Annotated in this window: 11 protein-coding genes; 2 read left to right on the forward strand and 9 right to left on the reverse strand. The window is 56.8% G+C overall.

Going from position 1 to position 19,707, the window contains the following annotated elements; all coding sequences use genetic code 11:
• The first annotated feature begins 518 nt into the window (after positions 1-518).
• Positions 519-2,537: a dipeptidyl peptidase 3 gene (locus tag NHH03_RS23030; protein ID WP_253160104.1), complete on the forward strand. Its 2,019-nt coding sequence runs from the start codon at positions 519-521 to the stop codon at positions 2,535-2,537.
• A gap of 118 nt (positions 2,538-2,655) precedes the next feature.
• Here NHH03_RS23030 and NHH03_RS23035 read toward each other — a convergent pair whose 3' ends face one another.
• The 3 genes from NHH03_RS23035 to NHH03_RS23045 all read right to left on the reverse strand — a co-directional run bounded on the left by NHH03_RS23035 (position 2,656) and on the right by NHH03_RS23045 (position 7,363).
• The gene (locus tag NHH03_RS23035; RefSeq protein ID WP_253160106.1) at positions 2,656-3,822 is read right to left on the reverse strand and encodes a DUF1559 domain-containing protein; all 1,167 of its coding nucleotides are present in this window, start codon (positions 3,820-3,822) and stop codon (positions 2,656-2,658) included.
• Between the two features lie 99 nt (positions 3,823-3,921).
• Positions 3,922-4,092, reverse strand: coding sequence for a hypothetical protein (locus tag NHH03_RS23040; RefSeq protein WP_253160108.1), 171 nt, complete (start codon positions 4,090-4,092; stop codon positions 3,922-3,924).
• A gap of 241 nt (positions 4,093-4,333) precedes the next feature.
• The gene (locus NHH03_RS23045; RefSeq protein WP_253160110.1) at positions 4,334-7,363 is read right to left on the reverse strand and encodes an FG-GAP-like repeat-containing protein; all 3,030 of its coding nucleotides are present in this window, start codon (positions 7,361-7,363) and stop codon (positions 4,334-4,336) included.
• Positions 7,364-7,907: 544 nt separating this feature from the next.
• On the opposite strand from NHH03_RS23045, the gene NHH03_RS23050 reads away from it, so the two are divergent.
• Positions 7,908-8,729, forward strand: coding sequence for a glycerophosphodiester phosphodiesterase (locus tag NHH03_RS23050; protein WP_253160112.1), 822 nt, complete (start codon positions 7,908-7,910; stop codon positions 8,727-8,729).
• 13 nt (positions 8,730-8,742) lie between these two features.
• Here NHH03_RS23050 and NHH03_RS28280 read toward each other — a convergent pair whose 3' ends face one another.
• The 6 genes from NHH03_RS28280 to NHH03_RS23080 all read right to left on the reverse strand — a co-directional run bounded on the left by NHH03_RS28280 (position 8,743) and on the right by NHH03_RS23080 (position 19,688).
• Entirely contained in the window at positions 8,743-9,513 is a 771-nt protein-coding gene (locus NHH03_RS28280; RefSeq protein ID WP_253160114.1) for a PEP-CTERM sorting domain-containing protein, read from the reverse strand.
• 38 nt (positions 9,514-9,551) lie between these two features.
• Positions 9,552-15,725: a lamin tail domain-containing protein gene (locus NHH03_RS23060; protein WP_253160116.1), complete on the reverse strand. Its 6,174-nt coding sequence runs from the start codon at positions 15,723-15,725 to the stop codon at positions 9,552-9,554.
• Between the two features lie 289 nt (positions 15,726-16,014).
• Positions 16,015-16,803, reverse strand: a complete 789-nt coding sequence (locus tag NHH03_RS23065; RefSeq protein WP_261364427.1) for a GAP1-N2 domain-containing protein — start codon at positions 16,801-16,803, stop codon at positions 16,015-16,017.
• Between the two features lie 12 nt (positions 16,804-16,815).
• The gene (locus NHH03_RS23070; protein ID WP_253160119.1) at positions 16,816-17,724 is read right to left on the reverse strand and encodes a TRAFAC clade GTPase domain-containing protein; all 909 of its coding nucleotides are present in this window, start codon (positions 17,722-17,724) and stop codon (positions 16,816-16,818) included.
• Positions 17,725-17,807: 83 nt separating this feature from the next.
• A complete protein-coding gene (locus tag NHH03_RS23075; RefSeq protein ID WP_253160121.1) occupies positions 17,808-18,800 on the reverse strand; it encodes a formylglycine-generating enzyme family protein in 993 nt (330 codons plus the stop codon).
• Positions 18,801-18,887: 87 nt separating this feature from the next.
• Positions 18,888-19,688 (reverse strand): hypothetical protein, encoded by an 801-nt coding sequence (locus NHH03_RS23080; protein ID WP_253160123.1) that lies wholly within the window; start codon positions 19,686-19,688, stop codon positions 18,888-18,890.
• Positions 19,689-19,707 lie beyond the last annotated feature (19 nt).

Here is a 19,707-nt window from a genome sequence, read left to right on the forward strand (position 1 = left end):
TGGGCTGACGCCACCAGGCTACCCACTCCCGTCGCTCCGCGACTCAATCACGCGTGTTCCCCGCCAGCTTTCAATCGCGGAGCGATGTCATTCGCTAGCCAGGGGTGAAACCCCTGGATCTAGCGACGACATACCGCGCAGTCGCGGAGCGACGACATTCTCTCCCGCCCCTCCGGGGCTCGTTGATGTTCTTTGACAATCAACACCTGGGGCTGACACCACCAGGCTGTCGCTCCGCGACTCAATCACGCGTATTTCCCGCCAGCTTTCAATCGCGGAGCGATGTCATTCACTGGATTGTTTTCCTTGATGCAAACGTCAGTAATACTCTTGACGCCCCCCCGCGGGAGAGTGAAGCGTTTAGAGGGGCAACTTTCCGAACCACTTGAATTGGAAAGGCAGTTGAGCACAACTTCAAAACGCGTTTCCCACAAACCAATGCCTGTCGCAAAAGCCTCTAGAATGCAGGCCTGCATCGGCTTCGTTTCCGTCTCTACCAATCGTCCAGGTGATTTGTAATGCGTCTCAGTTTACTTTGCCCACTCATTGCGGTGGGTTTGATCTTTCAATCCGTCGGTGCCCAGGAAGCCGACTCGGATGCACGTAAGTATTTGCTGGAACGAATCGACGATGTTGCCATCGTGCAATTGTATGTGGACGGTTTCGAGAAACTGTCGCTCAATGATAAAACGCTGATTTACCACCTGTCCCAGGCTGCGATTGCCGGTCGCGATATCTACATCGATCAACGCTACCGGTACTCACTGAAAATCCGTGGCCTGATGGAAGCAATTTTGACGCATGGCGACCAGGTGGATCCGCAGACGCTGTCCGCGATTCGCCACTACATGAAATTGTTCTGGGTCAATAACGGACCCTACAGTTCACTGACGGCACAGAAGAACTTACTCGACTGCACGCCCAAGGCTCTTGAGGCTGCGGTGTCCAGTGCGGTCGCTGCTGGCGCGTCGATGCCGGCGTCGGGAGACGATCTGCAGGAACTTCTCAAAACGTTGCAGCCGGTCTTTTTCGATCCGGATTTCGAAACCCATGTCACGCAAAAATCACCGGGTGAGGGAGTCGATATTCTGACCGCCAGCGCCAACAACCTGTACGTTGATGTGACCAGCGAAGACCTGCAGGGATTCCAAGAACGGTATCCGTTGAATTCGCAATTGGTGAAAAACGCCGACGGTGAACTGGTCGAAAACGTCTATCGCAGCGGATTGGATGCATTGGTACCAGCTGGGATGTACGCTCGACCGATTGCCAAAATCGTCGAACACTTGGACGCTGCGATCGAATTCGCGACCCCTGAGATGGCCCGGGCGCTGGGGGCTCTGATCCACTACTACCGCACCGGGGAAGCGACCGATTTTTACGGCTACAACATTGCCTGGGTTGCTGATAAAGACAGTCCGGTTGATACGATCAACGGATTCATTGAAGTCTACATGGATGCCCGCGGCATCAAGGGTTCGTGGGAATCAGCGGTCTATCTAGACGACCCGATCAAAATGGAAATGATTCGAAAGTTTGCTGACAATGCGCAGTGGTTCGAAGATCACATGCCCTACGACAAAGCGTTTCGAAAAGCATCCGTGACCGGGATTTCCGCCAAAGCGATTCAGGTGGTCATGGAAACCGGCGACGCCGGACCGGTCACCCCGATCGGAATCAATCTGCCCAATGATCCACAAATTCGTCAACGCTACGGCAGCAAATCGGTTTCGCTAAGCAACGTGATGGAAGCCTACGAAAAAGCGAGCACGCCGGCGGCCCGCGCGGAATTTTGTTTCGACGACGCAGAATTCAAACGTGCCGACAAATGGAAATCGACAGCATTGGCATTGGAGGTCAATATGCACGAGGTCATCGGGCACGCCAGTGGCCAGGTCAACGAGGGAGTCGATCCCGCCGTCTCGATCAAGGAATACTACAGCGCCCTGGAAGAAGGTCGCGCCGACTTGGTCGCGTTGTATTTCATCGGCAATCCGAAACTGATCGAACTCGGTCTGGTCGACAACGAAACCGATTTAGAAGACTTGCAATTGGCAGCCTACGAAGCCTACACACGCAATGCCATGACTCAATTGCGACGGATCAAAACAGGTGCCACGATCGAGGAGGATCACATGCGGAACCGGCAAATGATCGTCGGCTGGTTGGCGTCTCACACGGACGCGATCAAGGTGGAGATTCGCGACGGAAAAACCTATTTCCGGGTCACCGACGCGGCACGCTGGCACGAGGGGGTGGGCGAATTGTTAGCCGAAGTCCAGCGAATCAAATCGGAAGGCGACCGGGCGGCCGCGGAGCGATTGATGACCGACTATGCGATCGACATCAACGTCGCGCTGCGTGACGAAGTGATGCGACGCTATGCCGATTTGGACCAACCGGCCTACACCGGTTTTGTCCAACCGCAGCTGACCCCGGTGACCGACGACCAGGGGACAATCACCGACGTCAAAATCTCCTATCCGCAAGACCTGGAGAAACAAATGTTGCAGTGGTCAGGCGCGATTTCACAATAAGATCCGAGTCGTTTCGCGCCGTGTGACGACACCGGATGAGAAAAAACAGCGGGCCAACCATTCGGTTGACCCGCTGCGTTAAAAAATTCAGGCTGTCGGCAGCAGATGCTGCAATAACCTAATCGGTCAAACCTTGGGTCTCGCGGGCAGCCCGGCTACCCAGTGCGCCCCAAAGACCGTAGGGGCTTTCGGCGCCCGGAGGCGTGGTGGAGGAGTTCACAGGCCAGGCCGGAGAGTTGGCAGTGTTGTCGCCGGCTTCGATCGAATCAGTAATGAATCGAACGGCGCCGTCGCCCATCAACACGTGCGCGCCACCCTGGTGGCGACTGCCAACGGTGAACATGCCGTCGGACCCGTCACCAGCATAGGCACAGCTCACGCCGTTGGGCGGCATGATGATCGTGACGCTGGATAATACCGGGCGTCCATCGCACCAGCGCATTCCCTTGCACTGCGACGTGCTCCAGTTGTTGGTGTTTGTCCCCGCCACGTGAAACTGTGGTCGCAACGGATCGATTGTGTCCTTGCAATCGACTGGTGTGACGAAGAACGAAGCATCGTTGCCACGATTGACGACCGTTGCGTTGACTTCTTTGAAGTTATTGTCCACCACGATTTCGCCACAAGCGATCGTGTTGCTCAGTCCGTCCAAGATGTCACGGAATTTGGTCACGCGCCGAGATTCAAAAAAACCTCGGTTGTAAGAACCGCGACGTGGCGTGCACCAACCCAAGTCGGCGCCCCACTGGTCTCTACAGGAGTGGTTGTTACTGGCGATCCCGTCACCGATCGAAGCCGCATAGTTGGTGAACGCTTCGAAATTGGCCGGCGCAACATTAGGGTCGCTGGGGCAACGGAAGGTTCCCAGTTGAGTCAGCCAAGGGGTGTAGTTGCGGTCCCATGGCACCGGACCCATCGGGGGGAAAGGAGGAGTCCGATCCGATCCGTTGTGATTGACAGCGCGGGGATTGGCAATTTGTTCCCAAAGCCCTTGCTGTTCCACGAAGGGGGTCAAGCCCACCATGTAGCTCAGCAAATGGCGATTGCCGGGGTTCGGGTTCGTTCCACCACTTTGCACCGGCATCTGCTTGTACGCCGAGTGATAGTTGTGGATCGCCAACCCAAGTTGCTTGAAGTTGTTGCTGCAACTCATTCGCCGCGCTGCTTCGCGCGCCGCCTGGACGGCCGGCAACAACAAGCCGACCAGAATGCCAATGATGGCAATCACAACCAGCAATTCGACGAGTGTAAACCCGCCCCGCCGGTTGATAGGACTTTGATTCATAAGATTATTCCGATGCTAAAAAACCAAAAAAAAACGCAACCACAGGTCTCTGTAGTTGCCCCAAAATGAATGTGATCAACTGACGTCGATCAACAAGAATCACTGACTGTGCATGTCCGCAGCGTTTTGCGCGGCCATCTCTTCCATTTCCGCTTCGGTGTGAACCACGCTGTCATCAACGGGCGAAACCGTGACGGTGTCGCTGGGACCGCAACCGCTGGCAAGTGCCAAGCAAAACGTCAGCGAGAACAAAGTGAAATAAGCTTTCATAACGACCTCAAATCATCGAAAAGACTAGAAACAAACGACTAGTTGCCAAGCCAAATAAGACTGGGGGAACAATTGCCCCTCCCACAGGAAAAAACTGAGCAACACGAAACCACAAAGAGTTGGAAGAGAATCCAGCATGATATCCTTCGCGGATCAGTCATTCTGGATACTAAATCCCGTCTCGATGGGGTGTGCCGACAAAAATTGCAAAAACGAACATTTCTACAATCGGCGACCGATATTAACGAAAACTTAGCCTTTGCACACCCTGTACGAATAAATAGTCGTTCCCCGGCTCGATGCCCTCGAATACCTGTTCACTGCCATCGCCCCAGCGAACGATGGCTCGAATGGGGCCAGCGGAGGGGTCGACGGCAAACCACAGACGTCGTTGTTTGCTGCACTGGAATCCATCACCGGCGATGAGCTGTTTGGTGACCGTGTGGTTGCCAAATTCCAGTGAAACGGTGGCACCGATCGCGTCGCGGTGCACCGTTGTGCCAACTAATTCGGCCGTCACGGTTTGCTTGCTCGGTGCTGCGGGTGTTTGATTGATCAGTAGCGACACCGGATCAAACAGATGCGTGACCAAGACATCCAAACGGCGATCTCGATCGGCATCGAGCGTGACCAGGGCTCGACCGAGTCGCGGTGTTTGAAAAGCCGCGCCCAGTGTTTCCGCGGGGACCGGCGCATACCGCCGGTCTGGCTGGCGACGAAACAGTTGCATTGGCATACGGTAGGCATGACCGCTGGTTGAAAAATCGTCCACATTGCCATTGGCAACCACCAATTCCAGTGTCCCGTCGCCATTGGCATCAATCCACTGCGTTCCGTAACCGAGCATCGAGAGTGTGGGTGCGGCCAAGCCGACGGCCTGGGTGCGATCGGCCCAAATCCCGTCTGCGATTTGAGCGTACAGGGTGTTGTATTCGTCGGTGAAGTGCGTCACATAAAAATCCACGTCGCCATCGCCATCTGCGTCGTCGGCTGCGATTCCCATGGAGGCCTGCGACAGCGAACGCTGGTCCAACGCGACACCGCGGGCGGCGGCCTGTTCAACCAACTGAAACGAATCGGACTGCTGATCGGTGGACCAGTAATGATTGGCTGACATGTCATTGGACACATAGACGTCCAACCCCCGGCGCTGATCAAAGTTGCCGATCACCAACCCCAACCCACGCCCAGCTTCTGGCTGGGATGCTCCGCCGCCCAACCAAGCTGTGCTTTGGTCGACAAAGCTGCCGTCGGGTCGGCCTTGCCAAACACGATCTGCAGCGGCGGGAAAAACGAGTGGACCACATGAGCGATGCGTCGATTGGTTGTCAGCAAAACACTTTCGCGTCAGCACATCGTCGCCGCCGACATATTGCACATCAAACAGATCCGCCAAACCGTCCGCGTCTAGGTCTGCGATCCCAACCGAAGTCGTCCAATCGGCCGGTTGCGGCGTCGATCCCAGCATGATCTCACGAAAGGTGCCGTCACCATTGTTTTGCAACAATTGGTTGCGACCAAAGTTGCCAATGTAGATGTCTGGCAACCCATCGCTATTGATATCACCGACTGCGATGCCTTGGGTGTATCCATCATCCAACGCATTTGCCGGATCGGTGCAGTCGTGAAATTGTCCGCCAAGATTTCGAAACAGGCGATTGGTCGATGAATCGGTTTGTTGGGGACTGCCGTCACATTGGCTGAGGTACAGATCTGGCCAGCCGTCTAAATCAAAATCGATCACGCCGGCTCCGCCGGCCCCCGACTGATAGATCCACAATCCGGATTCACCCTCGGCCGGAGCGGCAATTTTGCAAACATGATCAAGTCCCCGCTCGGCAGCCTGGTCGGCAAATCGGATCCCGGCAGAGGCGTTCGCGGGTGTGTCACCGTTGATGGTGTCACGGTCCAAGGAAACGATTTCTGGCAGGTCATCGATGTCAATGCCATCGGTCACGCGGTGGTCAGACAACTGCCATGGGGTGCGACCGTTGAGTTGTTTGCGGATGTCTTGGAACACGGTGAGCGCTGAATCATCGGGATCCTGCGTCATCATCACAGCGATCCGCGCCCACGAGGCGGCCTCCCAAAGCCGGCCAAGCTTTTGCATCGATTTGGCAATCTTGACGGCCGCACGCTGGGAATGGTTGCGCCAGAAGAAGAACGATTCGACGTCGTCACGCATGCCTGCGATCAGCGCCGCGCGACCGGCGGCTGATTGCGATGCTTGGGCTCGGTCCAACTGGGCCAATCCTGTCGACAACCGCAGCAGTGCCTCGCCATTGTTCTGGTCCAACTGAGCGGCCTGCCAAAACGCTCGGGTGGCTGCCGCAGGATCATCGCCGCTATTGGCCCAAATGCCCAGCGCCATCCAATACTGTGGCTGCGAGCGAACGGCTGCGGGAACGGTATCAAACCAGGCGGCCAATTCACTGTCCGCCAGCGCAGGATCTGCCTGGCGATCCCCCGCATTCACTTCAACGATCGCTCGACCGTAATAGGCGGATGATTCGAGGAAGTCCGGGTGTGATTTCCACACTCGTCGCAAATCGTTGATCGCTTCGTCCCAGCGGCCTTCATAGGCAGCGACTCGGGCCAGCGCATACAGCGGCCGTAGATCCGATGGATTCTCCGCTAGCGCGAACTCACAGATCGCAACATCCGTTTGTGGACGAGTCAAATCGGTCAGAATGATCAATTCCTTGGCCCCGGCCTGACCGCGTTGAATCAAGTACTGCAGGTGTTCGGCGGCGCGGCGTTCTAGTCCTAGCGAGGCAAGCAGTCCGGCCAAATCGCGACGTGTTGTTTCATCGTCCGGGTCGATTCGCACCATTTGTTGCAGTGTGTCGACCGCCTGAAACGGTTTCCCCACCGCCAGCCATTGCCGTGCCAGTTTGTCCAACAACTTGGTGGCTGGAGGGTCGGACAAGCCGACGGCGGTCTGATAGCGGCGGATGGCTTCGTCGCGCTGGCCTCGGGCAACGGCAACGTCTGCGGCGGTTTCCCAAGTCTGTCCATCATCCGGATCGGACCGCGTCAGTTGGCTGACCAGTTGCTCTGCGGCCACTAAATGACCGGCTCGTGCCAGCGTGTTCACGTCCTGTAGCGATCCGGTCTTCGTCGTCGCTGCTGGCGTTTGACCTTTCGATGCCGTTGCACTTGATGTGGCAGCGCTCTGCGACGCCGCATCCGGCCGCCGGCATCCCGAGACGATCAGTAACAGCACCGCCAACAGAACGAGCGGGACGCGAATAGAGAGGGATTGGGTCAACGCGTTGGTGGGGTTTTCTGTGAAAAATGTGTGATGAAAGCGTAATCGATAACGACCTGCGTTGAAACAATCTGGGTGCCCCGACACAATCTCCCGCCGCGGGAAAGCCGTGCGGTTGTTAAGTTGCGCGTTCGCCAGCCCAGAGGACGATACACAAAGTGCCGGCGGTGTGAGCCGCCGGGAAATACGGGAGATTTTTTTCCTAGCCCGGAGGGGCGGCACATGGTTTCACGAAGCGTTGCATTATTGTGTCGCCCGCTGGGCATTAGAAAACGCAGCTTCAAAATAGGCGCGTCGGGCTATTAAAAAACCAGTATCTGATGCAAAACGGCCATTTCACAACACATTCAAGAGCTTGGGTTTCTTCGCGGCACACCCTTCGAACGTCGAAACGTTGACACTGTTGGAACCGTCCGCCGAGTCAACTAGAGTGCCGCTTCCCACCGGCTAACGATAGTCGAGTCGTTTGGCCCGAGCCGTTTAGCACGGGCCGGCCGATCTGCATTCCCCTTCCCACCTGTACAATTCACTGCGAAGAACCTCCATGCGATTTCCCCTCGTTGTATTGACGTCCATTCTGTTGATCGGCTCGACCGTGCAAGCACAGCAAATCATTGCCCACCGCGGCGCGTCCTTCGATGCACCAGAAAACACCGTCGCCGCGTTCCAATTGGCTTGGCAGCAACAAGCCGACGGTGTCGAAGGCGACTTTTATTTGACGGCGGATAACGAAATCGTCTGCATCCATGACAAGACCAGCAAACGCGTTGCTCCGGAGCAACCCGAACTATCCATCGCCACATCGACCTTGGCCGAATTGCGAAACCTGGACGTCGGCAGTTGGAAGGACAAGCGTTATCAAGGTGAAAAAATCCCCACACTTGCCGAGGTCATCGCGACGATCCCGGAGGGCAAAACATTTTTTGTCGAGATCAAATGTGGCCCCGAAATTGTGCCCGTCTTGAAACAGCAACTTGCCGATTCAGGTCTGTCCGATCAACAGATCGTGATCATTTGTTTTAACCAGGAAGTGATCCGTCAGACTCGGCAACAAATGCCGCAATACAAATCCAACTGGTTGACGTCGTATAAGCTAAATAACCTGACCGGACGTTGGAGCCCGAGTCAGACCGATGTCATAAAGACGCTGAAGCTGACCGGAGCCAGCGGACTGGGCAGCAAAGGTGAACGTGCCGTTGTCACCGAAGAATTCATCACAGCGGTTCAGTCGGCCGGCAGTGAAGTGCACGTGTGGACGATCAATGATGCCGCTCTCGCGCGTGAGTTCGGCCAGCGTGGTGCCGCATCGATCACGACCGATCGCCCTGCGTTTATCCGCGAAGCACTGGGTCAAACAGGCAACTAAACGCCTCGGCAAATCATTTGCGGCGACGCTGGCAGATCACGCACGCGCCGCCGATCAAACCTAGCAATCCGGCCGAGCCCGGTTCGGGGATCGCCGTGACGCCGGTGATCATGAAGTTGTCGATCCGCATCGCACCGTTTGCATCGTTCCTCGAAAAATCGTCAAATCGAAGTGCAACGGTGGTTTGATTGTTCAACGCCGTGACAGCGCTCAAATCAATGGTTTGTGTCACGAACGATCCATCGACCAATGCAAGCGTTTGATTGTTCAGCAGGTCGGTCGACAGGCCGCCGGCGAAATCTTTGATGGTGCCCACGACGTCACCCGGATTCGTGACATCAACCAGTGCGTTGGTGTCATACTTCAGGTCATACGACATGATTTCCTCCACCGGATCTCCATTGCCCCGGATGTCAAAACGGACCTGGATGGTTTGAAATCCCAGGGTCGAAAATTCGACGAACCATTCGGCATCATTGTCGCCTGATTTGGCGACGTCATCCCAAGCCATTGCTTGCCCATCCGCTGCGTTGATACCGAGCGCTGCGTCTGTGAAAACGACGCCGTCTTTGCCGTTGCCATCGGTGTCGGCGCGTTGCTGGTACAGGATTCCGCTGCCTTGCGAAGCCGTGTGGATAATCTGTGGTGATTCATCCGCTTCCACATATCCGTCATTGAAATCCCAAAATCCGATCACGGTATCGGCGTGGGCCGGGGCGTGACTGGACAGCATGATCGGGCCGACGATGGCAACGCAGCAAAGTAGTTTCGAGAAGCGATTCACGGCAATTCACAACAACGAATTAGAAGAGAAGAGGTCGGCTACGCATTATGATTCAACCGGCGTAAATACCGACGACTGAATTGGCCATAGTCCTGGCTATCGATATCACCGTCGCCGTCATAATCGAGATCGCCGTCGTAATTGGCATCCGCCGAATGGCTTAGAAAGGCCAATCCGAATTGTCCGAGATCTTGACCGTCGACATCACGGTCCCCGTCGTGATCCCCGAATAGGCGAAAGAACTGATCGGCTTCGGAATCACCAAAGGAATGGTCAAATGCCATCACGGTTCCGGAATCGCTGGACGTCACTTTGGCGGCGACGACGGTCAATTGATACGCACCATCGACCAGTGAATTGCCACCGACCGGACGACTGATCACCAGTGGGCTGCTACCAAACGTAATCTGGGCGACTGTCTTGCCGCCGATGATCTGGCTGGATACCTGCAGATTGCCAACGCTGTCACCGGAGTCACGATCTTGCACAACAAATGAGTCAGCGGACACATCGACCTGTTGATCAAAGTTGACCGTGATTTGTGTGACCGATGAACGACCGGGCAGGGCGTTGTTGACCTGGACCGATTCGACGACGGGTCGCAGCGGGATGCCGCCGGGTGTGGGTGTCTCGGCAACCCAGCTGTCGTGGTAATTCCCCAGGGTGCTTGCTGCGATCCGCTGCAATGACGGGCCTTGGCCATCGGCTGCGACCGGCCAGGGTGCGAGGTCATCATAGAACACTTCGTCCACGGTGACCCGCGGCGTCACTGTCGGGTCATCGGTCGGTGGATCATCGTGATCTTGCAACTTGACGATTCCATGACTGTTGTTGAGGGAACCGCTGAATGGACCGACCAACCGGACCCCAGCACCGATTCCATAGCGGTCACGAAACGCGGTTAATTTAGTCGCATTGGCAGCGTCGACGGGATCAAACGAAACGACGACCAGAGCTTCGCCAACGGCCAACGTTTCCCCGTCGGCAAAATCAAAATCACTTTCGCCGCGCAGTCGCCACTGCGTTAAATCCATCACGCTCCCGGCCGCATTCTGGATCTCGATGAACTCGAAATCTTGAGCGGTCAGCGTTGGGTCATTCAGCAATTCATCTGCCGTCGGATCGGTCGGATGGTACTGGATTTCTGAAATCACGACCGGAGCGGTTTTGAACGTGCCGTTGATCAACCCCAGCGAACGGTTCGCCAGCGGAACCAGTCGGCCCCCGGAACCAACAATGCGACCGACAGACACACCGTTGAAAGTCGCATCAAATTGGACCTGATCCTCCAAACCGGTCGCACTGCCGCCGCTGCCGGAAAACAACCACACCGAATCACCTTTTGCAGCGCTGAGCGCGAACGGCACCAAACTGTTTCCGTTAGCCGAGGACGGGTTAAAGTCCGATTCGTCGAACACAATGTATTCGCCCGCTGCGATCGTTGTCCCGGCTGGAATCTTGTACTTTTCCGGTTCGCTGCCGTCGTCGCTGAGGAACCAACCGCCGATCCCGAGTGGCTGGTCGGTGGGGTTGTACAACTCGATCGCATCGGACAATGGTTCGTCGGTATGCGCCAGGACTTCGTTGACAACGATTCCAAATGGCGATTGGCCTACCGCGCCGGGCGAACCACCAAACTCAACGCTACCGATGTAGTGATAGGGCTTGCCTGTTTCGGCAACCGGTACCAGTGCCGGATCGACCAACACCAATGAACCTCCAACGCCATCGGCCCATTGTGGCCAAGGGTCATCAACATCGTAGGTGACATCAGCAATTTCATTGCCGCTGGCGTCGACCACTCGAATACGTTCGCCACTGTTGGAGAGTTTCCCTTCGTACTGGCCGACGATCCGACTGGGGTCGACGCCAGGATAGGTGCTGGTGAAGATCACCTGGTCGTGCACCAACAGGGCTGATTCGCCCGGTCCTAGTTTGGTTCCCAGCGGAATCGTGAACGGCGCGCTGGGACCATCGGTGATGGTGACCCCGTCCAGATCGATGGTGACCGCCGAACTGCCGGACGTGATGTTGCGAAGTTCTAGGTATTCCGCGTCACCATCGAGCGCGGGATCATAGTTGATCTCCGACAATCGCAAGTTCGCCGGCGACGCGGGTACATTCAGGATTTGGAACAAGGCCTGATTCTTTGCCGACCATTGCCCACCGGCGTCCAAGGTTCGCGCAGTGACCTGGGTGGTGTCGGTCAGTGGGATCGATGCCGCCGATTGAGTGCTGAGCAACACTTCGGCATCAAATGTTAAATCACTGCTATTGGCAGAAATCTGATGCACTTCGGCGGCGATGACATTGGTCCCTTGCAGCATCAGCGCGGGGTCGATTGCGAATTCGAACCATTGACTTTCGCTGGCACCCCCGACCACCGAGCTCGCCAGTGTGGTCGACGACAATGGACCGCTGGGCAGGTTGTCGCGAACGATTTCGACTCCGTTCAAATACACCGCCACCCCATCGTCACGCCGTACCCGCAGCGTCGCCGACACCAGCGACCCCGCGGTCAGGTCGGCGTTAAACTCGTGTCGGAAATAACTGGTGAGGTGTTTATTAGATGAATCGCTGCCGAACGAAATCACCGTCGCTTCATCACCATCGCCGTACCCGAGCTCTGCGGGACCGCTGGCCCAGGCGGTGTCATCGAACGCCGCGGAAATCCAGTTGGACGGCGGCTGGCTGCCGTCATCCAGATAATTCCATTCTGCTCCCGATTGAACCAGCAACTGGTCCACCTGCTGGGGATCATAGACCAGCGCACTAGATTGGATGCCGCCACCGACGTCGCGTGGATCGCTGCCATCGATGGTGTAGTAGACCAGCCCATCAGGCGAATCGAATCGCAGGGAACTGGTGTCTGTGATTTGGCCGCCATGCTGTTGTGACCCATCAATCAAAAACGATGGCGCATCGATGTTGGGAAACAACGGCGCCGGAACCACCACGTTGTAGTCACCGGCAGTGTCTTTCAAGACCAGCGTGGTGTTGCGGAACTGGTCCAGCAGAATCTGATTTCGATTGGGCAAATAGTTGTTTTTCAGGCCTGCGATGGCGTTTAAAAAGTCAGCTTGGCCGCGCGGTGAATTTTCACCACGTCTGGCATCACCCCAGCGAGCCGATTCGGCGATCACAGCCGTCTCAATCTTGGCCGCTTCATCATTCACCTTCTGGATCAGTGCCGCGGTACTCAGCGGTCCGTCATTAAAGAATGCTGATTGAACGGTGTCGGCAAAACGAATGCGATATTCTTCGTTGGCCATCAATTGTTGATGCAACCATTGCGGGTTGAAAAAATCGACTCCGATCTCGTAGTTCGCTGCGTTCCATGGGCCGTTGCGATTTTCGTTCACGTTCCGCATCGTGTGTTCGGCATCGTGTTGAAAGAATCGAAATCCCTCCCGTCCGGTGCGATCGCGGATGGCAAAGTAGTTGTTGGGTTGATCGTTCCCCAGAAAATTTGAAATCGGTGCATCCAGGTTGCCACCACGGAGCGTTTCGATCATGTACGTGATCAGGTTGTCGACATCCAACAGCACCGGGTAATTCAGATTGTCGCTGCCGTCGGGGTTTTTGCCTTGGGCTTGTAGGTAGGCGGCATCGTCAACAAAAGCCGGCGTCACCCCATCAGCGGCACGCGCGTTCGCTTGCGACCAAAGTTGTTCGTAGGCGTCGAAATTACCATCGGTTGCGATGTTGCGATAATCACCCCGCTCCGGTTTCAAGACGTCATAGTCGCCCGCCTGGCCGCCAAAATAAGACTCCGCATAGTTCGCGTCGGCGCGTTCCTGGGTTTGGTACAGTCCCCAGTATTGGCCGTTCAGATACAGGTGGATCCAGGTGCTGCGGGTGTAGGGCTGTCCCAGGTCACGCTGGTTCTGTCTGGCCAAGACCTCGGCAATAAAATTGTTGCTGGCATCCCCACTGCCACTCCATGAATAGTTTTGCGGGGTTCGCAAGTCCAGTTTTTGAAACTCCGACACGCCGGTATCCCCATGCACCGGATAGTCCAATGACGAATCACCATAAGAGCCACGGAAGAACAACTTGAACGAGTGTTTGGCGTTGGCGCTGCGGCGACTGTAGCCACCGCGAATTCGCAGTCCGGCGTTGACTTGGAATCCTTCACTGCCATCGGGATTGAGCCACTCGGCCGATGTCGGACGTTCCCAGTCGCGGCCGTCCTGTTGGGCATTGGCATAGATTCCGATGACAGGGTCAAACAAGTTTTCCAAGTCGGTCGTTAATGACAGTGTCGGCGCCGCCAAAAGCGCTGCCTTGACCTGCTCGGCTCCCTCGGCCGAAATCACGTCGGGGTCGATTCCATAGTCCACCGCATTTTGTCCCCAACTCGCCGGCCAACCGGGCGGTGCATCGCCGTTGTTGGATTGGTTCAGCACATCGTCCAAGAACAAATACGTACGGGTGATACTGGGTAGTGACACATAGTCATCGGCGACAGCAATCGCCCGCAGCGTGGTCGTCCCGGTGATTGCTATCGGCCCGCTGTAAACGATTCCGTTGGTCTCACTGGGCTGGCTGCCATCGGTCGTGTAGACGATCTGAGCAACAGTGTCGCTGGAGTTCAACGTGACGCTTTGGGCTGTATCGTAGAAGCCGGCTGGCAGGTCTGCGGTCACCCGCTGCAACACGCCTAGCACCGGATCTTGATTCAGCTGGCCAGGTGTGGGTGTTGAAAAGTAGGTCGGTGTGGGACTGACCAATCGTGTGTTCAGCAGTTCGGCTGAAATCAGAAAGCTGTCGTCGGCAGCGGAGGCATTGAGTCCCTGGATCGCCAACAGATTGTCGCCGTCCTGGATCGCCGCGATGGCGGTGGCATCGAGAGGGATTTCGACCACTTGCAAAACGTCACTCGGATCGCGCGAGGCGGTTGCGGCCGCATCGAATCCGACCGAGGCCGGGGCATTGCGGCGGGCGATTTCAACGCCGTTCAAATACGCCACAAAGCCGTCGTCGTGACGGATCTGTAGCGTCAACGATTCGACCGTCGCGGCGTCAGCGACCTGGAACGGAAATCGCAGGTACGCCGATGAATTCACCGTCGCCATTTCCGATTCGATATCGGTGTTGACCAGCGGGTTCTGACCCGCCACGTAGGGTGTGAACGCGGTTAAGCCACCGGCGGCGGTGTCGCCCACTAAATCAAAGGCTGATGAAAACGACGCTTCGTTGCCCGGCGCGGCAAAGAACTCGACCCCCGCTCCGCCGGCGGCCTCAAACATCACTAACCGCACGTCATACTCGCCGGCAGCAGGCAGATCGAATGTTTCGATCGTGTTCTGGGCGCCGCGTGTGCCGGGGAATGAGGACGCGTAGTCAACACCGCCGCGCGACAGAACCAAACCAAAGCCGTCGTCGCTATTGACGCCAAAGGACCACTGGCCCGCGCTGGGGACATCGATCGTGGCCGTCGCCTCGATCACAAAATGATTGATGTCGTCACCGACCGATTGTGTCGGAAACGCCAAATCATTGCCGTAATTTCCGCCAGCACCGGTGCCCAACAGATTGATCACGCTGGAACGCTCGGTCACTGAAATCGATTGATAATCCGGGTTGGCGAGGACCGATTCGGCGATCGCCAGCGAAGTCACGGATCCATCGAAGGTTTCAAACGATTTTGCTTTGACATAGCGGATGTCAAACCCTGGCTGGACGATACCAAATCCGACGCCGTTGGTCGCGTCGATCCAGCCGCTGTCATTAAAACCAACTTGTTGCCAACTGTCACCGAGCGATGCATCGGTGGGCACCGAGACCGCGACGGCAGACTGCAGTCCGACCAGGGGCTCGGCAACGTATTCAAACCCGTATGAAACATTCGAGCTTTGGCTGGGATACTGTGGCGCAAACTCACTGGCCACAACGCCCGACGAATCCACTAGCGCCAGGTATTCGCCATCGCTGGAAAGTTTGAAATTCGTATGCAGTTGCTGTCCGGAAACGGCCAGGTCTTTGCCCGATGCAAACACGACCAGCGATTCACTTGGTGCCAGCGGCGTCGCGGGAAAGCTCCACTGGGTCAGGTCAGTTGCGTCATCGGTTAACGACCAACCGCCCAGATCGATGGCCTGGCTGGTTGGGTTATAGATCTCGATCCAATCGCTCGAATCGCCATCGATGTCATCCAAACCACCTGAGTTCGAAGCCAGGAATTCGCTGATCACGGGCGTCGCTGCCAACACCATCCGTTTTTCCAGTCGCTCGCTCAGCAGCCGCCGCTTGTGTCGTTGCCGCGATTGCCGGGGCCCGGTCTGTCGCGCGCGCCGATGGCGAGGGGAATCGTTGGCAGGAACGAAATTGGCGAGGCGCCTGAAAAAGCTATGCGGCACAAGTTCAGACCGAAAGAGAAGACAAGAGAGGGGGGCGACAGCGACGCTGCAATAGTGCACGGATAGTAACTCGGGCACTGCTAAATCGCAACGTTACCCCCCTATATCTTGCCAGTGGCAGTCGGTCCCACCTTGAGAGTTAGTGAATCGAGACCGGATTGCTATCAACCAGAACCCGGGCCACGTCGATGGGAACAATGCTCGATCGCTCGAGTTCCTTGTGCAGCCGGGTGGAGAGCTTTTCTTGGGTGAATTGGATTCGGAAATCCCGCCGACTGGACATTTTGAGTCCACAGGCAAAACTGGCTTCCGACCGCTCGGTGGGGGTCATTTGATCCATCATCTGTGTCAGGATAGGCAGTGGATCAGAATGCCCCGCCACCATGACTTTGCGACCATCGCGGACCAAACTACAGATCTCGCGGGCGATCCACTGCACGGCATGGTCTGGCAATTTTGCGGGCGTGGAATCGATGAAGTCGCTTTTGGGTGGCGGCAATTGAAGGGGGCGTCGCGGCAGGGCGGCCTGCGGCAAACTTTCATCGTGATCGATCGGCAAAATCAGGTAGCCCAGCGCGAGTGCGGTGCGCATCAACTCGATCGCATGAAATTCAAATCCCATCAGATGTTTGCGCGAGATCACCAATGCGCTGGTGACAACGGACAGTCCGCCGCGCCCGCTGTACTCGGGGCCGCCGTGTACCGATCGGCCGACGACAAAATGAAACTCGGACAATGGGAAGTAGCTCAGTCCCCATGCGTCGAGTGCCGCGTGACCTTGACCGACCTCCAGCGAATTGTGTGACGGTGCCCACTGACAGAACGTACTGGACATCGTCAAATCGACCCCCTCCGATTTTCCGATGATCTGGTAGCCGTTCATTCGGTGGCGTTTCACAGACCCGTATGTGACTTGGTCGACTTGCATCGCAACGGTGCCTTAACTGTTTTGGATGGCCCAGTGCAACGGTTCGATGACGCCGCGTGGTTGGATATGAAACGGAACCCGCGCGACGGCGCCGGTATCGTTGCTGAGCAATGCCGATGAACCGACGACGCTGGCGCTAAAGACTTCGTGTCGAGGAAAATTGTATTGGCAGTAGTCGCGGAAGCGCGGCATGTTGTTGGCCATGAACCGACGTGGATCAAGCGCGGCTTCGGGGCAGGTGTCGCACTTTGTGAACACCACTGCGATTGCAGGGGTCAAATCCCGCGTCTTACTGATCTCCGATAGCCCCTGTTCCTGTGTGATGTAGGATCCCATCTTCATCGCAAACAGGTCTTCACGAGCACCGTTGTCACGGACTTCCACCGAATCGCACAACAAGAGGAACGCCGCGGTACGTTGTACGATGTGGCTGACAGCCGGATAGGTGCCGGCATGTTCCAGCTCCATCGCGATCGCTTCGCCGGCAAAATCGGGCGCGACAAAATCGACTTGCTTGACCTGTTTGCCCGATGAATCGGTGACCACACAGTGCAACCATTTCCACAGGTCCGATTCGTTCGGGGTTTTTTCCGGGAACCGACGTTGTTCCAAGGCCGAGATCACTTGTTCCTGCAGTGCGATCGAAAACGCACCGTTGGGAACGCCTTTTAGTTTTCGGGCGCCGCCGCACAAGATGTCCAACAACATTCCCAGGAACACCGTCTTGCCGGCATTACTGGGGCCGACCACCGAAATAAAGTGTGGTCGAGTGGCGCGTTTGCGAACCGACCGCGTGATTTCGGCCGGCGTTTGACACTCGACGCAAAACTCGTCCAAGGTGGTCATTTGGCCGTCACAGCAAACGCAGGGTGGGGCGTTGGAATAGGCCAGTGCTGACTGGTAACTCTCTGCGGAATTCATCGGATCAACTGAGAAGAGGGAAGGGTGTTGGAACGCGACGGTGACAGGCAACGTCCGCGGAGTGAATTTCGGTCGCTTTGGTGTTAGGCAAATACGTTGACCGGTTCGGATTGGATCTGGCCATCGCCGGGAGGCACCAATCCTTCGGCACTGAAACAACAGCGAAAGCCGATGTTGGATTTCCTGGAGGACAACGTCTGCGCACTTCGACCATGACAGGAGATGTGCGAGTGGAAGTAGCTATCGAAGGCTCCGCCACGGATCTCGGCCATCGGGTCCGTCAGGTGAACCGTGATCTCCTCGGTAGCTGCGAGGATGTACTGGGTGTTCATCCATTCCCAAACATTACCGATCAATTGGCGCACACCGTTGGGTGTGTTACCGCCGGTGCATTCGTGAACCGAGACGGTGTGATGTTTTCCACAGGCCCAAGTGTTGGCGTATTCGGGATCAAACGAATTCCCCCAGGGGTACTTGGATTCCTCCAGTGTGTCGCTGCTGGTTTTTCCCCAGGTCCCTGCGCGCTGCCATTCGGCACTCGATGGCAACCGTTTTCCAACCCACTGCGCGTAGGCGTTGGCTTCGTACCAGGACACGCCGACCACGGGATGTGCCAGGCAATTCTTGTCGGGGGCACCGCGGAACCAATGTGCCGGCCCGGGTCGCCCAGTCATGTCGACAAATTGCAATACCGAGGGCAGCACGTGTTCGGGCCACAGTTGAGCGTCGGAGTAACCGCCGGCGTCGACAAAGCCTTTGAAATCGGCGTTGGTCACGCACCATCGATCCAGGTAGACCGATTCCGCATCACAGGATCCGATGGTTTGAGGAACCAAGATGAATCCTTCGTCGGACGTGGTCGCATATTCGCCGCACAGTGTGACGGAACCGCCCGGGACATACGCCATGTCGTGATCGATCGCTTTCCAGGCAAACTGTAGCGATTCTGAATCGAACAGGACTCCGTCTTGAGGGCGGACGATTTTTGCATACTGACGATCGCGAACCATCTTGCGGATGTCGGGTGGTGCATCGGGAAAGTCCAATGTCAGCGACGGATCGACAGGCTGATTCATTTTGTCGCCCGAAATTGCGGCGAAAAAATAGTTCAGCGGCCGGCTGAATAAAGTTGCAAAGGTCACGATTGACTCCGGATGGATGGTTTACGTGTTTCGGTTGGAGTGGATGGCACGCTGCATCCGTTTGAATTCTTCGATCCGCTGTCGCGACGCTGCTTCAGCCTGCTCGTACTCGTCTCGACTGGCCGCCTCGGGGTCGGGCGCCAGACGCGCCGGAGCGATCGGCCCCGACACCGCTGTGGGCTGCGGCCCGGTGGCACCGATCGGTTTGACCTTGGGTGGCGGTTGTGGGCCTGACGCAACTGTCCGCGGCATGGCTTGATCAGACTGCGGTGGCAGGCCCATCCGCGGGGCGTTGGGCATTTGTGGAGCACCGGGCATTTGCGGTGCACGAGGTATCTGTGGGGCGCCGGGCATTTGCGAGGCGGCCTTTGCCGCAGCCTGTGCCGCTGCATTGCCAACGGCCGGGGCGGGCACGACCGGACCGCCGGCCACCGCCGGATTGGGGCTCGCCGCCGTGGCCTTTTTGGCAACTGCGACCGCGGCTCGGGCACCCTGAAGGGCCTTGCGACGCTCCACTTCTACGTCGAGCCAGGCGGCAGTCAACCGTTTGGCCTGCTCCTTCAGTCCCTCTTCTTTTGCACTCGATCGCTTGTTGAACTCCGCGTTCTCTCGATCAAATCGAGACATCGCGTTGGCAAGCAACGATTCGCGTTCGATCAATTGCGACGAACGATGGATCAGCCGACGGATCCGCCCGATCCACTCGCGAGCGAAATTGTCAACCTCCGTCACGATCAAGTCGAGACTTTCGTTCGCTTGATCGTCACTCGGCGAACCGGTGATCGGACTCGATGAGTCGATCATTTCGTTGCGTTCGGACATGGACTTTCAGGGGTTGGCG

The organism is Stieleria tagensis, from assembly GCF_024129865.1.
Taxonomy (GTDB): domain Bacteria; phylum Planctomycetota; class Planctomycetia; order Pirellulales; family Pirellulaceae; genus Stieleria; species Stieleria tagensis.

Bases quoted from the DNA above. Each gene is read 5' to 3' on its own strand.
- NHH03_RS23075 (WP_253160121.1), bottom strand. From the start codon at position 18,800: ATGAATCAGCCTGTCGATCCGTCGCTGACATTGGACTTTCCCGATGCA.
- NHH03_RS23030 (WP_253160104.1), top strand. From the start codon at position 519: ATGCGTCTCAGTTTACTTTGCCCACTCATTGCGGTGGGTTTGATCTTT.
- NHH03_RS23050 (WP_253160112.1), top strand. From the start codon at position 7,908: ATGCGATTTCCCCTCGTTGTATTGACGTCCATTCTGTTGATCGGCTCG.
- NHH03_RS23080 (WP_253160123.1), bottom strand. From the start codon at position 19,688: ATGTCCGAACGCAACGAAATGATCGACTCATCGAGTCCGATCACCGGT.
- NHH03_RS23040 (WP_253160108.1), bottom strand. From the start codon at position 4,092: ATGAAAGCTTATTTCACTTTGTTCTCGCTGACGTTTTGCTTGGCACTT.
- NHH03_RS23070 (WP_253160119.1), bottom strand. From the start codon at position 17,724: ATGAATTCCGCAGAGAGTTACCAGTCAGCACTGGCCTATTCCAACGCC.
- NHH03_RS23065 (WP_261364427.1), bottom strand. From the start codon at position 16,803: ATGCAAGTCGACCAAGTCACATACGGGTCTGTGAAACGCCACCGAATG.
- NHH03_RS23035 (WP_253160106.1), bottom strand. From the start codon at position 3,822: ATGAATCAAAGTCCTATCAACCGGCGGGGCGGGTTTACACTCGTCGAA.